The organism is Roseibium sp. (genome assembly GCF_051016195.1).
Lineage (GTDB): Bacteria > Pseudomonadota > Alphaproteobacteria > Rhizobiales > Stappiaceae > Roseibium.
On sequence record NZ_CP134616.1, the window covers coordinates 1,305,673 to 1,320,784 of the forward strand.

Here is a 15,112-nt window from a genome sequence, read left to right on the forward strand (position 1 = left end):
GTGCCCGCGACAGAAGCGGCGGGCGGATGGTTTCAGTTTTGAACGAGGGGGGCGGCAGACTGCTGCGGAGCCCAACGGCTTAGGAGGAAGATCACCGCGAGCGTGACCGCGACAATCAGCCCTCCGGCGATTCCGACGTTAGAGAGCCCCACCGTGGCGATCACTTCGCCGCCGATGATGGCACCGAGGCCGATGCCGACGTTGTAGACCGAGACGTTCAGCGAAGCAGCGAGGTCCTGGCTGTGTGGAGCTGCCTGAATCACGCGCACATGGTTGGCCACGAAGCTTGCAGATTGGGCAACGCCCCAAAGTAACAGAGCAATACCAGCAAGCATGGGTGCCTGAAGGGCCGGGATCGCGATGGCCATGCCCAGGGCAGCGACAGCAGCCGCGATCAAGGATGTCGCCATCGGGCGCTGACCAACGGTCTTACCGGCCAGCCAATTTCCCAGGAGGCCGACAGTGCCGAAACCCATCAGGACCCAGCCAGCCGTTCCGCCACCCATGCCACCGATCGTCTGCAAGACATCGGAGAGATAGGTATACGCCGTGAACAAGGCCGTCAGGACGGCCCCGGACAGGGCGAGGTGACCCAAGAAGGGTCGGCTGGCGAGAAGCGTACGGGCCGATGCCGTGTTCTGCTCGGCCTCGGCTTCCAGACGGGGAAACACCGCTGCCAGTGCCATGGCCATCGCTACGGAAAGGCCAGCGATCACCAAGAAACTGGTGCGCCATCCGACGGCATCGGCAATGAGTGCCCCAAGCGGCATGCCGAGGATAGTTGCCCCTGAGACACCATAGAAGACGACGCTGATCGCTTGGCCCGCATTCTCGGATCCTGCCAGCCGCGCAGCGCTGGTGCTGGCGATGCTCCAGAACACTGGCAAGGCCAGCGCCGGGATGATCCGTCCGATGACCATAATCGTGAAGTTCTCGGCCAATGCGGCGATGATGTTTCCGGCGGCGAGGACCAGCAGCAGCCCAACGAACAGCCGCCGCCTTTCGATCTTTCCGGCCAGCATGGTTAGGAACGGCCCGGCAAGTGCGACGGTGAACGCGAAAAGTGTAACCAGCAATCCGGCTGTTGGTACTGACACGTCGAGATCCCTCGCGACATCGGGCAGAATGCCAACAATACTGAACTCGGTCGTGACCACGGCGAAGGCCGCGGCCGCGAGGGCAAGGATGGATTTGTCAAAGGGCTTCACGGCCATGATCTGTCTCCTAGTGTTTGGTGCTGTGACAGATATGCCTGCTCTGGTGTCTGGACTCTAATCGCGTTATAGAACGGCTTGATAACCAGAGGTAATCGACCATGATCGAGCTGCGGCTTTGGCGATCCGTTCTAATTCTGTCGGAGGAACTGCACTTCCGGCGGGCTGCGGCTCGGCTCAACATCACTCAGCCAGCGTTGACCAAGCAAATCCAGGACATCGAAGGGCGTCTTGGTGTGAGCCTGTTCGAACGCCTCGACCGCCAAGTGCGCATGACCGCGCAGGCGGAGGTTATCATCGACGACATCCGCCGTTTGATAGACAGCGCAGAGAGGCTGGAAGCGAAGCTGAAGTCATCGGAGATGGGAAGTGCCATGACGATCCGGGTGGGTAGCCTAGAGTACATTGCAAAGCGGTTCCTGCCCGAGGCCTTAACGGCTTTCGCCGCGGCACATCCGGACTCCCATGTCGAGATCGACGATATGACGCCGGCCGAGACGATCGGCGCACTGATGGAGGGACGCGTGGACCTGGGCCTGGTGGTCGTTCCCGTGGAGGAGCCGTCCCTGGTTGTTCGGAAGATGCTGAAAGGGCGCTGGTCCCTGGTCGTGCCTGCCGGCCACCGTTTGGCCGTTGCCGATACAATCCCGGTAAAAGAGCTCGCAAACGAGCCCCTGGTGTTCTTTGCACGCAGAGTCAACCCCGACCTCTATGACAGCCTGAAGTACAAGTTCTCTGCCGCGGGTGTCACGCCGAGGATCGCCTATCACACGCAGGACCCACAGATGGGGCCGGACCTGGTTGCAAAGGGCGTAGGCCTGTTCGTCGTGGCGGACTACGCGATGTCCGGAGATCTGGGCGAAAACCTCGTCATGCGTCCTCTATCGGGATTTGATGCAGATGTCAGCTTCGGTGCAGCGTGGCGGCAGGGCACCATGACGCCGACACTGAGGTCTTTCGTCGATCTGCTTCCGAAGGTTTAGGTCCGGACCCAGTCCCCGACTCGCTTCATTAGCCACGGCATGGCCACGAAGCTCATCCACGGGACCAGAATGGCCGTGAGGATGAACGTTTGCGCGGCGATCGGTAGCGTCGAGAGCGCATCTTGCATCACCAGAAGCAAGGCGGTGATTGAGGGCCATATGGCCAACCATGTGACTAATGCGGTTTTCATCTGAGCAGTCAGGCGAGGCATCGTTCGGTCCTTTCAATGTCGCGATACGTTCGTTGCGTTGAAAGTGACATCGCGATGTCGGGTACGCCAATCGCGATCCGGTATCGCCTGATTACCAACTGGTATCAGCACGGGTGCGCGATTACTGACAGTTATCATGACATGAGACCTCGCGATTGGCGCGCCGCCGCCTTCGCTGACATTTTGCTCCTTAAGACCTCTGAACCCAAGGAGCCGAGCCCATGCCGCCGATCAACTCGAACACCAGCCTCTCCCTCACCCGGCGAAACTTTCTGAAGATGAGCGGAGCAGGATTTGCCGCGCTCGGCGCGATGCGTCCCTCTCGTCTTATGGGCGCGATCCCTGCTGCAGACCGGTTCGTGATCGACGTGCCGCAAGCGACGCTGGATCGCATCCGCCAGCGGGTTGCGGATGCTGTCCTTGCCGACCCGATCCCGGGCGAAACCAACGCGATGGGACCGACCGCAGCTTACATGCAGGACCTGCGCACGCATTGGCTGAATGCGTACGATTGGCGGGCGACCGAACGCCGGATTAACCGGTTTGACCACTACAGGGCCGAAATCGAAGGGGAGGCTTTGCACTACATCGTCGAGGAAGGCTCAGGGCCGAACCCACGTCGTCTCCTGCTTTTACACGGCTGGCCGCATAACTTCATATCGTTCCTGGACATCATCGAACCGCTTGCACATCCGGAGCGCTTTGGTGGGCGCGTAGAGGACGCTTTCACCGTCGTCGTTCCGTCGTTTCCAGGCACGGGCTTTTCCGACAAGCCAGCAACACCTCTTGGGCCCAAAGCGATCGGCGTGCGTCTGCATACGTTGATGACAGAGGTGCTGGGCTTTGATCGCTACATGATGCAGGGCGGCGATTGGGGCGCGTTGGTCGCCTCCTGGATGGCGGTCGGCGCCCCCAACGAGGTCGAGGCCATCCACTTGAACCACCTACTGCTGCGGCCCGAGGGAGCCTGGCTAGGATCAGGTCAACTCGGGAAGATCCCCGATCCCTCCGAGGAAGAGCGCGCATTCGTCGCTGCCGAGGCCGCCGCCTTTGCCAGCCCCACGGCCAGCTACTTCCCGATGCAATCCGCCCGTCCCCAGTCGATTGCCCATGCCCTGGCCGATAGCCCAATGGGCTCTGCTGCCTGGTACGCAGACAAGTTCCTACAATGGGTCGATACGAGCCAGCGCACCGCGACCGACATCATCGACCATGACACGCTTCTGGATCAGGTGATGGTCAACCTGGTGACCGGCACTGACGACACGGCGCTATGGATCTACCATGGCGCTGCGCTTGAGATGCCATGGACGCTGCCAGAGCGGGTGAAGGTCGAGGTTCCAACCGGATTTGCGGCCTTCCCCGATCCCTTCATCGCACCGCCACCCAGATCATTGGCTGAGCGCAGCTACAACGTCACTTGGTGGCGCGAAGAGACCGAAGGTGGGCATTGGCCGATGATCGAACGGGCGGACCTGTTCGTTGACAGCCTCCGGCAGTTCGCCCGCACGCTCTAACCTGAAAGGAATTCGACAATGACCAGCAATCAAACAGTTCTCGTCACCGGCGGCAATCGCGGCATCGGGCTCGCCATCGTGGAACGTTTTGCGGCGGAGGGCTACTCGGTTTTCCTGTCCGGGCGCGATGGCGCATCCGTTGTCGCAGAGGCTCAGCGCCTTCGAGACCGCGGGCACAATGTGACGCCTTTGGAGATGGATGTCGCCGATCGCGAAAGCATCAAAGCCGCCATCGGCTCTCTCGCAGCATCTGTCGATGTTTTGATCAACAATGCGGGTGTCTTGCCTGATGGCGACCTGATGAGCCTTTCGGATGCGGAAATCGACCTCAGCTTCGCGGTAAATGTCTTGGGTCCGTTAGAGCTGGCGCGGCTGCTCGCGCCAGGAATGGCCGAGCGCGCCTATGGCCGGATCGTAAATGTCTCCTCGGATTGGGGGTCGTTTGAAGCTGGTATGGGCGGTCCCGGCGCATATGGCGTCACCAAGGCTGCGCTGAATGCGCTGACAGTCCGACTCTCCAAAGATCTTCCAGAAACCACCAAGACCAACGCGATGAATCCAGGATGGGTTCGTACAAGGATGGGTGGACAAAACGCGACCCGGACACCTGAAATGGCAGCAGACACGGCCTTCTGGCTGGGCACCTTGCCGGAAGACGGACCAAATGGCGGCTTTTTCTTTGATCGAAAAAGCGTGGATTGGTGAAAGCTCTCTTTCTCTGAAAACACGTTTGGTGAAGCATGACCTGAGCCACTCAGGCACACGTCAGGGGCAACATGAAGCCACAAGTGTACCCATACGCAATTTGCTTCGAAAGATACTTCGCACGGTGCGTTGAAGCGACACATTTATTGTGTTTTTCGATTTTGGTCAGCATTGGTTTCACGCCGATATCGACCGGGAGAAACGCCCAAACGTGATGAGAAAACGCTTGTCATATGTTGCTGGCTCGAAAATCCGCACTGAAAAGAGATGTCTGCCAAAGTCTGATCAGAGAACGCAAGCAACTCGCGAACCCGTGCAATTCGGCGGGATAGAATAAGTTGATATAGAGAAACCCCTGCCGTAGCGCGGAGCTCACGTTGCAACCGGAACAATGGTATCTGAACGGCACTCGCAACATCATTCAGGCTTAAACTCTGACCAACGTTCGCATCTATATAGTCTTTGATTTTGGAAACGACTGTGGACGAGATCCAAGGAGAGCATTTAAGGGAAGGTGCCGGTTTGCTTCGCATCAGATACAATTGCCTTTGTGCAAATGCATAAATGAGATGCTCAATAAAATTCGGGCCCTCTTTTTGCCCTGTCAACAAAGCTCTGCGGATTTCGCGTGCTAGCAAGCCGAGGTTTGCGTCGACAAGATCGTTTCTGAATTCAAGACCGTAACCGAGGGCATTGAGTTCAACTAATTCTTCAGGTGGATTGCGCAAATGAAACAGAAGCATTTCCTGCGATCCAGCTGATACGGCTGCTTTGATGGTTGTTCCCCTAGGCACGAATGCGGACGCATTTTGGGGTCGGGTAAGTTCCTCTAGACGATCAGAATTTGCCGCGAACATGCCACTTGATGGTGAGAGCGTCGCAGAGAGTGTGAGACAAGCAGCTGTTGCCGAAACTACATGTCCCTCTGAGTGTTTACTCACGTAGTCAACGAAACAGTCTCCAGCCGCGACCTGCTGTGAACCTATTTTTGCCCATGGCTGTTCGGACTTCTCGTATGCCGCCAAGTCACTCGTCCAGCTTGCTTCAAACTTAACCTCGCGACAAATGTACAATTTGGATACTGCAATGTCCAACATGGTTGACAGTTTTGAGTTTACAATTGATGTGTTGGGATAGTGATTTGTCTACGGAAGTCCAGTCTTGAGGCTTGCTTGAGTGTTGATATGTGCACCCGTTGAAGATGGCCGCGACCCCGATGTCAAAATCTCCGAACACATTCGTCGCACCAGGACTTGCGCGACCAGTATACGATTTATTTCTGTATCAAGGGCGGTGTAGCGCGGGAAAGTGAGTTTGGCAGGTCATCCGATCTCCTTTCTGGTAAAAATCAGCAGTGAAACACGTTCCGTTCTAATGTCCGCATTGCCGCCAATGCAGACATCCGCGATTGATACAGCGAACTGCTGCCTTCGACTTGAAGAGTCGATCATCAGACAAACAGACTGTCTTGGATCGGCTCGTTCTGGACATTCGTTGCGACTCAAACAGACGTCCCCACTGGGTCGAAAACCACAGAGGTAAATACCCTAATGAATGATGGCTTATATGAGTGAGTTTCCAAGAGCCGACAGTCCGCTGTTGGCTCCAAAGCGGACGTTCGACCTAGACGCTATGATTTTTCGGGATGAGCGGCGAGGGGACTTCCCCTGCGATGCAATAAATCAGGCCTTGCACCACTCGTGCGTAACAATCGTTCCTGTCGGGAAGCGGACGTGCGTGGCGCGCTGTACGAGCGTCCGCTTCGGGGCCGAAGAACGAACCCGCTGCGCGGGAGGTCGCGCGTGGCAAGGACACGGCAAATCCTTGACGGCTGTGTTTTGATTGAGCGTCGGCGGTCCTGAGCGGACCATTTGGTTCCTTTCAACCAGAAGGAACCAAACAATGACCGAAGTTACATCCATTTCCCCCGTCAGTCGGTTGCGGCAGCGACTGATCGAAGATATGAACCTGCGCCACTTCTCCATGGAGACGCAGCGCAACTACACGCGCGATGTCGGACGTTTCGCGACTTATCTCGGTCGACCTCCCGATACGGCTACAGCCGAAGACCTGCATCGATTCCAGATCGAGCAGCGCGAAGCCGGTGTCCCGGTGCCGACGATGAACAGCATCGTGTCGGCGCTGCGCTTCTTCTTCACCAACACGGTCGACCGGCCGGATCTAGCGCGCAAGCTGGTTCGAGTGAAGAGCATGCGCAAGCTCCCTGTTGTTCTGAGCCGGGACGAAGTGACCCGTCTGCTCAACGCGACCACCTGCCTCAAGCACCAGGCGGCCCTGTCGGTCGGCTACGGCGCAGGCCTTCGTGTCGCGGAGATATCGATGCTCAAGGTCCGCGACATCGATAGCGAGCGTATGCTGATCCGGGTTGAGCGCGGCAAGGGCGGACAATATCGCAATGCCATGCTGTCCAAAGACCTGCTCACCCTGCTGCGGCACTGGTGGAAGGTCGGCCACCAGCAGGGCGTGATGCATCGCGACGGCTGGCTGTTTCCGGGACAGCATTACTCTAAGCCGATCAGCACGCGTCAGCTCCACCGCATCGTCGTCGAAGCGGCACGGGCCGCCGACATCGGCAAGCGGGTCTGCCCGCACACTTTGCGCCACAGCTTCGCCACCCATCTGCTGGAGGACGGCATCGATATCCGGGTGATCCAGGTCCTGCTCGGGCATGCCAAGCTGGAGAACACCGCCTTTTATACCAAGGTCGCGACCCGTACGGTGCGCACTGTCATCAGTCCGCTCGACAAGCTCGGTATCTTCTCTGTCGCAGACACCGCGCCCGATGGCTGAGGCGTGTCCGCCTCACTTGAGGTCGCCGACATCTTCCGCGCTGCCGGGCCCGCCTACCGGGCTTCTCATGCCGGACACCTGAGCCTCGCCCAGCTCAGGGTGATGTCGGCGGTCGAACACTGCCGCACAGCTGCATTGGGCGGCCACGTCGAAGCCTGCGAGGACTGCGGCCACTGGCGCATCGCCTATAACAGCTGCCGCAACCGACACTGCCCCAAGTGTCAGGGCGCTGCCGCGCGCGCCTGGTTGGCCGAGCGGGAAGCTGACCTCTTGCCGGTCGGCTACTTCCATGTCGTCTTCACGCTGCCCGCCGAGGCCGCCGCCATCGCCTTCCAGAACAAGGCTCTGGTCTACGATCTGTTGTTCCGCGCCGCGTCGGAGACGATGCTGATGATCGCTGCCGACCCGAAGCACCTTGGCGCCCGCATCGGCATCACAGCCGTGCTGCATACTTGGGGATCGGCGATGACCCACCACCCCCATGTGCACATGATCGTGCCGGGCGGCGGCATCTCGCTCGATGGGACGCGCTGGATATCGTCGCGCCCCGCATTCCTCTTGCCAGTGCGGGTGCTGGGCAAACTGTTCCGCCGCCTGTTTCTGACCCGGCTGATCGCGCTTCACGATAAAGGACAGCTCGCCTTCTTCGGATCGATGGCCCCATTGGCCGAGCGGCGCGCCTTTCTGAAGCATCTATCACCGGTGCACAAAAAGCGGTGGGCCGTCTATGCCAAGGCCCCCTTCGCCGGACCGGAGGCGGTTCTTGCCTATCTCGCTCGCTACACGCACAGGGTCGCCATCTCCAATCGCCGTCTCATCGGCTTCGACGAGAACGAGGTCACCTTCCGTTACAAGGACTACCGCCGCACTGGTGCCGACCAGCGGCAGGTCATGACCCTCTCCACCGACGAGTTCATCCGCCGCTTCCTGCTCCATGTCCTGCCGCGCGGCTTCCACCGTATTCGCCACTACGGCCTTCTTGCCGGCAGCTCTCGCAAGACCAGCCTCGATCGCGCTCGAGAATTGCTGAGCGTTGTCCCACAGCCCGAGGATGACGAACCAGAGGTGTCCGATGCACGGCCGCCATGTCCTTGCTGCGGTGGGCACATGATCATCATTGAGACCTTCGCCCGCTGGCAACAGCCCCGGGCACCACCGCACTGCGCCGCGTCAAACCGGGAGACTGGGCCATGACCCGGCATCGACAGACTGGACACCATCCCGGAGCCTTTGCGCTCCGGCGAAGGCTCCGCTGTGCCCAAGCCGCCATTCCAACCGTTGCGATGATCATCAGCACCGCTCGGCCACATCACTGGCAACACACGAAACCGGTTGTTGGCGGTGCAAACGTATCAGACGATACGCTCCCTCAAGCGACCAACGTAGGGAACAAGACCAGCCGGAAATAGAAATCCCCATAACACAGTATCTGCGGCACGCGGGTTCGGTCCTCGGGGACTTTCGTACGCCTGACGGCACCCGAAACTCTTCACGTGAGCGGACCGTCGGGTTCTATCCGAAAAGTCATTGAAGCGGACGTTCGTGAAGCGCAAGTTCGCGGCCGATTTCGGCCCATAGCTGACATTGTACCCCTCGTCGACAGACTTCCGCTTTGCGTCCTCAAGCACGAACCCGCTTCGCGGGAGGGTGCACGTGGCGCGGTTTGGTGGATTTCTCTGAGGCTCTGGGCAGGTAGAGGCAAAGGTCCGAGCATGGAGTTCCTTTCAACCGGAGGAACTCAACATGACGACCTTTCAGACCGAAGCCCCGATCACACAGCTACGCCAGCGCATGCAGCAAGACATGGTGATGCGGGGCCTGGGCTCCCATACACAGCAGGATTACGTTCGCCACGTCCGGAACTTCGCCGCTTTCCTCGGGCGTCCTCCCGACACCGCGACCACGGAGGACATCCGGCACTACCAGTTGCACCAGCATGAGACCGGCGTAGGTCCGGCGACGATCAACAGCACGGTTTCGGCGCTGCGCTTCCTGTTCACAGTAACGCTGAACCGACGGGATCTGTCGCGAACTCTGGTGATCACCCGCAACCCGCGCAAGCTGCCCGAGGTGTTGAGTGTGGAGGAAGCCGCTCAACTGCTCGAGGCGGCACCGGGCATCAAATACAAGGCAGCGCTCGGTGTTGCCTATGGCGCGGGCCTGCGCGTCTCCGAGGTCGCGCATCTCAAGGTCGACGATATCGACTCGACCCGCATGCTGATCCGCGTCGAACAGGGCAAGGGACGCAAGGACCGCAACGCCATGCTCTCACCGCAACTCCTGGAGCTTTTGCGTGTATGGTGGCGCGAAGGAAAGCGGCGCGGCGTGATGCTGCCCCATGGCTGGCTGTTTCCGGGACGCAGTTGCACCGATCCGATCTCGTCACGGCAATTGCATCGCGCAGTGCAGGAAGCGGCCGAGGTCGCCGGCCTCCGCAAACGTGTCAGCCCGCATACATTACGGCACAGCTTCGCCACACACCTTCTGGAGGACGGCACCGATATCAGGGTCATCCAGGTTCTGCTTGGACACAGCAAGCTTGAGACAACCGCCCTTTACGCCAAGGTCTCGACCCGAACGATCCACGCGGTTGCGGGGCCTCTCGATCGGCTGATGGCGCTGATGGAAGGCAAGACGCCGCCCGAGTGAACAAGTGCGCACCTCAATCGAGGTCGCTGACATCTTCCGCGCTGCCGGTCCCGCCTACCGGGCAACCCATGAAGGACACCTGAGCCTTGCCCAGCTCAAGGTGATGTCGGCGGTCGAACAGTGCCGCACAGCTGCCTTGGGCGGACATGTCGAGGCCTGCGAGGACTGCGGGCATTGGCGCATCGCCTATAACAGCTGCCGCAACCGGCACTGCCCCAAGTGCCAGGGTGCCACCGCGCGCGCTTGGCTCGCCGAGCGGGAGGCCGACCTCTTGCCGGTCGGCTACTTCCACGTCGTCTTCACGTTGCCCGCCGAGATCGCCTCCATCGCCTTCCAGAACAAGGCGTTGGTCTACGACCTGTTGTTCCGGGCTGCCTCAGAGACGATGCTGACAATCGCCGCCGACCCGAAGCACCTCAGCGCCCGCATCGGCATCACAGCGGTGCTCCACACTTGGGGATCGGCGATGACCCACCATCCCCATGTGCACATGATTGTGCCGGGCGGCGGCATCTCCCTCGACGGAACGCGCTGGATATCGTCACGCCCCGCATTCCTCCTGCCGGTGCGCGCCCTGGGCAAGTTGTTCCGTCGCCTGTTCCTGACCCGGCTGATCGCGCTCCACGATGCCGGCCGGCTCGCCTTCTTCGGATCTATGGCCCATTTGGCGGACCGCGGCGTCTTTCTGCGTCACCTGAAGCCTGTGCGCAGCAAACGCTGGATCGTCTACGCCAAGCCGCCCTTCGCCGGACCGGAAGCGGTACTCGCCTATCTGGCGCGCTACACCCACAGGGTCGCCATCTCGAACCGCCGCCTCATCGGCTTCGACGAGAACAAGGTCACCTTCCGCTACAAGGATTACCGCCGTGGCGGCACCGACCGGCAGCAGGTCATGACCCTCGCCACCGACGAGTTCATCCGACGCTTCCTGCTCCATGTCCTGCCGCGCGGCTTCCACCGTATTCGCCATTACGGCCTCCTTGCCGGCACCTCTCGCAAGGCCAGTCTCGATCGTGCACGCGCATTGCTGAGCGTCGCTACAGTACCCGAAGACGACGCGCCAGAGGTGTCCGATACTCGGCCACCATGCCCTTGCTGTGGTGGACGCATGATCATCATCGAGACCTTCGCCCGCTGGCAACAGCCCCGCGCACCCCCGCACTGTGCCGCGTCAACCCGGGAGACTGCGCCATGACCCGGCATGGCCTGTTCGATCAACCGGCCGCCCTGCAACGGCATCAGCCGATGAGACGGCTTGCGCTCTGCGAAAACAGGACGGCTCTCAGCCGCGCAAACCCGCAACAGGCCAATGCGACAAGCGCTGCTCTAACGCCGGAAAGGCCATTGCGCACCCCGATCTGCCCACCAATTGTTGCTGATCGTAACTGCCCCAGACCTGCCGAAAAAAACAAAACCCCATAGCCTGCAATGCGCGGACCGCGGGTTCCTGCATGAGAGGTTTTCGTACGCCTAACGGCACCCGAAAACCTTAGCCAAATCGGTCGTTCACCGCGTTGCAGCCTACGCCCGAAAGCGGACATTCGCTGCGAATTCTCACTTTTATGGCGCGTTAAGCCCAATCAATTCACAACGAGTTCAATTATAAGAATTTGTTGGAATTCAAGCTAGCGTCCAACTTGAGTTGAGAAAGACTTTTACCTCGTTTCCGTCAAATTTCGCAATTGCACCTTCAAACGGTTTATCCGTGCTTGCGTGAGTATTTCAAGTGAACGTTGGCCGACTGTTTTTTGGCAATTTTTTTGATTTCAACAATGCTTCAAATTGTGAAATCGATCTGACAAAGCCATGCGAGAAAAACCCTGACGCGGGGCGATAACTGACGGTCACGTGGGTAAAGCGCAGAAACTCGCGAAGGTTGCGGGGGTGTATCTTTCAGAATTTCTACAAGCTGGCCTGACTTTAGATCCTCGATAAAGCGGTATCTGGGCGCTTGAATCAGGCCTATGCCAAGCCGAGCGGCTTCCGCCAGAGTATCGGCGGCGGTGACCGTCAGCGCCACGGGAAGGTGTCTTTCGACAATCTTTCCTGTAATCTCAAACTCGAGCGGTATGGCCGTGCCGGTTTGTGATGACTGAAACGCTACCACCACATGCCCATCAAGATCATCAGCGCTCTCAGGAACGCCATGCCTTTCAAGGTATTTGGGAGAGGCAAGGGTTACTTCAGAAAACTCACCGAGTTTGCGCGCTATCAAGTCACTGTCCGCAGGAGTGCCCACACGAACCACGCAGTCGACACCCTCTCGCATCAGATCAACCAACCTGTCGCCCTCGGACAGAACGAGGTCGATGCCGGGGTTGCCTGCGAGGAACTCAGGCAAACGCGGAAGCAGGAAATGTCTAGCAAGTGTCCCATGGGCGTTGACGTGAAGACGACCCTCTGCTGCGCCGCCTGAAAATGAAGCCTCGGCATCTTCCATCGCCGAAATTATTGAGAGACACCTCTTGTACCATGCCTCGCCGTCGAGTGTTGGCGCGACGATGCGCGTGGTGCGATCAATGAGACCCACACCGAGCCGGCGTTCCGTCCGCTTGACCGCATCAGTCGCCGTTGAAGCCGGTATGCCGAGGTCTTGTGCCGCCCGCCGGAAACTCCGCGCCTCCACCACTCGTGCAAAGACCCGCATTTCATCAACTCTATCCATTATCCGAAAATCTCCAATTCAGATGCCGATTTTTAGGTAATTGTTCGAGAAATACAAGGTTGCGATATTGCGTACATCGAGACGCATCGAAGAAGGATGCCGAACCAAGGAGCCAATGATGTCTGAACACAAAACAAAATCAGCACTCGTCACAGGCGCATCGCGCGGCATCGGCGCAGCGGTCGCCAAGCGTCTTGCAGCCGAAGGATTTGCTGTCATAGTCAATTATTCAAGCGGGTCAGAAGCCGCCGCGGCCGTCGTCGCAGAAATCGAAAGCTCTGGCGGGCGCGCGGTTTCCGCGCAGGCAGACGTCGCCATTTCAAAGGATGTTGCAGAGTTGTTCGACAAGGCAGAGGAGGCCGTCGGCATTCCTCAGGTTCTAGTCAATTCTGCGGGCATCATGAAACTGGCACCGCTCGCACAGACCAGCGATGATGATTTCGACAAGATTCTGGCCGTAAACCTGAAGGGCAGTTTCAATACAATGAGGGAGGCTTCCCGGCGCATGCAGGCCGGTGGCAGGATCATCAACCTGTCGACTTCCGTCGTTGGTGCCAAACTTCCGACCTATTCGGTCTACACCGCAACAAAGGCAGCAATCGAGACCATGGGCGCGATTCTTTCGAAAGAGCTTCGCGGCCGCAATATTACGGTCAACTCCATCGCTCCGGGGCCGACTGCGACGGACCTGTTCCTGAATGGCAAGACAGTAGAACAAATCGCCACCCTTAGCAGAGCTAATCCGCTTGAAAGACTTGGGCAACCGGAGGACATGGCAAACGTGGTCGCATTCCTGGCAAGTTCGGACGGCGGCTGGATAAATGGTCAAACTCTGCGGGCCAACGGTGGCATGGTCTGATAAATGGAGGGCAAGGGACGGCAACCGCGTAGCACATGATGGCCGCGGACTCTGCGATTGTAACTTGGCGAGTTCATTCAACCGGTAATGCCTGCTGCAACCACGCGGTTCGCAAGAACCCCTTGCCCTTGACTTCAATTGAACCCCGAGAAGTTACCTTGAACCTCGGCGGTAGCTTCTCGATCATTTCTTCCGGCAGTTGAATGCGACCCGGCAAACCGGTCTCTTCCATACGGGCTGCTACATTGACCGTATCGCCCCAGACATCATATGCGAACTTGCGCCGGCCAATTACGCCGGCCACCACACGCCCTGAATTGATACCAATTCGAATTTTCAAAGGGTGACCGCTGACAGGGTTTTGAAACAGTTCGATTTGGTCCCTTATTGCAAGTGCCAGCAGTGCGATTGTCTTATCGCAATCATCATCGCCAGCCACAGCCATCCAGGCATCGCCGATTGTTTTGATCTTTTCGGCACCTAGTCTTTCTGCCACCTCATCAAATTCGGCGAAAACCGCATCAAGGAGATCAACAACCGCTTCGGGCTTCATATTTTCAGTGAATGATGTGAAGTCAACAATGTCCGCGAACAGTACCGCCACGTGTTGATGCTCGTCCACGAGTGTGCCACCTGTCTGCTTCAAACGCTCGGCGAGATGCGCCGGTAAAATGTTCAACAGCAGCGTTTCGCTTTCATTCCACGCTTCTTCCAGAACAGCTTCACTGTGTCTGACCTCAATGGAAAACGGCACAACCATGCCTATGATGACCAGCGACCACAAAATCCAGACGATCGTCGCGACGATCATGTCGGACGGTGCTGTGAGGTCAAAAAGCGGAACGTGTTCATATGTCAGAATAATGAGGCCAGCAACAGACAAAATGCCAACGAGGCAGATCCCTAAAGTGACCTTCAGCGACCAAAAAGGCTGCAAGATCGTGATTAAAAGGAACGCAATTATGTATCCCGCAAACCCGGACTGAACCCCCAGGCAATATTGTCCTATCCATGCATGAATTGTGATCTCAAAGAGCATGAGGATCAGAGAAAGCTGATAGTGCCCGCGTCGAAGCAGCAACAAACAAACAAAGTAAAATGGGATACTGAAGAGGTTCAGCCATACCAATGGCCAAACTCCTGTTAGCAGACAGGCAACGAAAATGCCCACATGACTAAGCCCCGCCAGAGGAAACAGCAGCAGCCAGGTCTGGACGTACCGTCGCATTCCCCGAGGCACGCTCTCACGTGGAAATAAATACCAAAAGTATTTTTCCATAACTTGGCTGCGCCTCAGCTCTTTTACTTCGAGAGCAGAGCGAACATCAATTGCTGATTGATCCTGGTCTTGCAATATCTTGACCCCAGTTACGATTGCTGCATCGAAGAGCTCGCGGTGCAACGCAAGGGACTGGTCTTAAGTTACCTTATCCCTTGAGAGTCGACAATTCGAGAATTTCGGATTGAGTGTCCGAATTTTGGGATGTTGTTCGTAAT

At 58.2% G+C, this 15,112-nt stretch carries 12 protein-coding genes; 8 read left to right on the forward strand and 4 right to left on the reverse strand.

What is annotated here, in order from left to right; all coding sequences use genetic code 11:
* Positions 1-32: 32 nt before the first annotated feature.
* The gene (locus RDA78_RS05940; RefSeq protein WP_434054431.1) at positions 33-1,214 is read right to left on the reverse strand and encodes an MFS transporter; all 1,182 of its coding nucleotides are present in this window, start codon (positions 1,212-1,214) and stop codon (positions 33-35) included.
* Positions 1,215-1,315: 101 nt separating this feature from the next.
* Here RDA78_RS05940 and RDA78_RS05945 point away from each other — a divergent pair, with 101 nt between their 5' ends.
* The 3 genes from RDA78_RS05945 to RDA78_RS05955 all read left to right on the forward strand — a co-directional run bounded on the left by RDA78_RS05945 (position 1,316) and on the right by RDA78_RS05955 (position 4,631).
* Positions 1,316-2,197 carry a LysR family transcriptional regulator gene (locus tag RDA78_RS05945; RefSeq protein ID WP_434054432.1) on the forward strand — a complete coding sequence of 294 codons (882 nt, stop codon included), beginning with the start codon at positions 1,316-1,318 and terminating at the stop codon, positions 2,195-2,197.
* A gap of 433 nt (positions 2,198-2,630) precedes the next feature.
* Positions 2,631-3,926 carry an epoxide hydrolase family protein gene (locus RDA78_RS05950; RefSeq protein ID WP_434054433.1) on the forward strand — a complete coding sequence of 432 codons (1,296 nt, stop codon included), beginning with the start codon at positions 2,631-2,633 and terminating at the stop codon, positions 3,924-3,926.
* Positions 3,927-3,944: 18 nt separating this feature from the next.
* Positions 3,945-4,631 (forward strand): SDR family NAD(P)-dependent oxidoreductase, encoded by a 687-nt coding sequence (locus tag RDA78_RS05955; RefSeq protein ID WP_434054434.1) that lies wholly within the window; start codon positions 3,945-3,947, stop codon positions 4,629-4,631.
* Positions 4,632-4,774: 143 nt separating this feature from the next.
* Here the strand turns inward: RDA78_RS05955 and RDA78_RS05960 are convergent, their stop codons facing one another.
* Entirely contained in the window at positions 4,775-5,656 is an 882-nt protein-coding gene (locus RDA78_RS05960) for a helix-turn-helix transcriptional regulator (protein ID WP_434054435.1), read from the reverse strand.
* Between the two features lie 877 nt (positions 5,657-6,533).
* On the opposite strand from RDA78_RS05960, the gene RDA78_RS05965 reads away from it, so the two are divergent.
* From RDA78_RS05965 to RDA78_RS05980, 4 genes are all read left to right on the forward strand, one after another.
* Entirely contained in the window at positions 6,534-7,442 is a 909-nt protein-coding gene (locus tag RDA78_RS05965) for a tyrosine-type recombinase/integrase (protein WP_434053116.1), read from the forward strand.
* Between the two features lie 3 nt (positions 7,443-7,445).
* A complete protein-coding gene (locus RDA78_RS05970) occupies positions 7,446-8,636 on the forward strand; it encodes an IS91 family transposase (RefSeq protein ID WP_434053115.1) in 1,191 nt (396 codons plus the stop codon).
* Positions 8,637-9,185: 549 nt separating this feature from the next.
* Positions 9,186-10,091: a tyrosine-type recombinase/integrase gene (locus RDA78_RS05975; protein WP_434053053.1), complete on the forward strand. Its 906-nt coding sequence runs from the start codon at positions 9,186-9,188 to the stop codon at positions 10,089-10,091.
* Positions 10,092-10,095: 4 nt separating this feature from the next.
* Positions 10,096-11,286 (forward strand): IS91 family transposase, encoded by a 1,191-nt coding sequence (locus tag RDA78_RS05980; protein WP_434053052.1) that lies wholly within the window; start codon positions 10,096-10,098, stop codon positions 11,284-11,286.
* A 582-nt stretch (positions 11,287-11,868) separates the two neighbouring features.
* Here the strand turns inward: RDA78_RS05980 and RDA78_RS05985 are convergent.
* Positions 11,869-12,756: a LysR family transcriptional regulator gene (locus RDA78_RS05985; protein ID WP_434054436.1), complete on the reverse strand. Its 888-nt coding sequence runs from the start codon at positions 12,754-12,756 to the stop codon at positions 11,869-11,871.
* A gap of 115 nt (positions 12,757-12,871) precedes the next feature.
* Between RDA78_RS05985 and RDA78_RS05990 the strand changes: the two genes are divergently transcribed.
* Positions 12,872-13,615 (forward strand): SDR family oxidoreductase, encoded by a 744-nt coding sequence (locus tag RDA78_RS05990; RefSeq protein ID WP_434054437.1) that lies wholly within the window; start codon positions 12,872-12,874, stop codon positions 13,613-13,615.
* Positions 13,616-13,688: 73 nt separating this feature from the next.
* Here the strand turns inward: RDA78_RS05990 and RDA78_RS05995 are convergent, their stop codons facing one another.
* Positions 13,689-14,969, reverse strand: a complete 1,281-nt coding sequence (locus tag RDA78_RS05995; protein WP_434054438.1) for an adenylate/guanylate cyclase domain-containing protein — start codon at positions 14,967-14,969, stop codon at positions 13,689-13,691.
* Positions 14,970-15,112: the final 143 nt, after the last annotated feature.

What these genes read in the sequence shown, in the direction of transcription:
- RDA78_RS05940 (WP_434054431.1), bottom strand. Translation starts at nt 1,214, where the DNA reads ATGGCCGTGAAGCCCTTTGACAAATCCATCCTTGCCCTCGCGGCCGCG.
- RDA78_RS05945 (WP_434054432.1), top strand. Translation starts at nt 1,316, where the DNA reads ATGATCGAGCTGCGGCTTTGGCGATCCGTTCTAATTCTGTCGGAGGAA.
- RDA78_RS05950 (WP_434054433.1), top strand. Translation starts at nt 2,631, where the DNA reads ATGCCGCCGATCAACTCGAACACCAGCCTCTCCCTCACCCGGCGAAAC.
- RDA78_RS05955 (WP_434054434.1), top strand. Translation starts at nt 3,945, where the DNA reads ATGACCAGCAATCAAACAGTTCTCGTCACCGGCGGCAATCGCGGCATC.
- RDA78_RS05965 (WP_434053116.1), top strand. Translation starts at nt 6,534, where the DNA reads ATGACCGAAGTTACATCCATTTCCCCCGTCAGTCGGTTGCGGCAGCGA.
- RDA78_RS05975 (WP_434053053.1), top strand. Translation starts at nt 9,186, where the DNA reads ATGACGACCTTTCAGACCGAAGCCCCGATCACACAGCTACGCCAGCGC.
- RDA78_RS05985 (WP_434054436.1), bottom strand. Translation starts at nt 12,756, where the DNA reads ATGGATAGAGTTGATGAAATGCGGGTCTTTGCACGAGTGGTGGAGGCG.
- RDA78_RS05990 (WP_434054437.1), top strand. Translation starts at nt 12,872, where the DNA reads ATGATGTCTGAACACAAAACAAAATCAGCACTCGTCACAGGCGCATCG.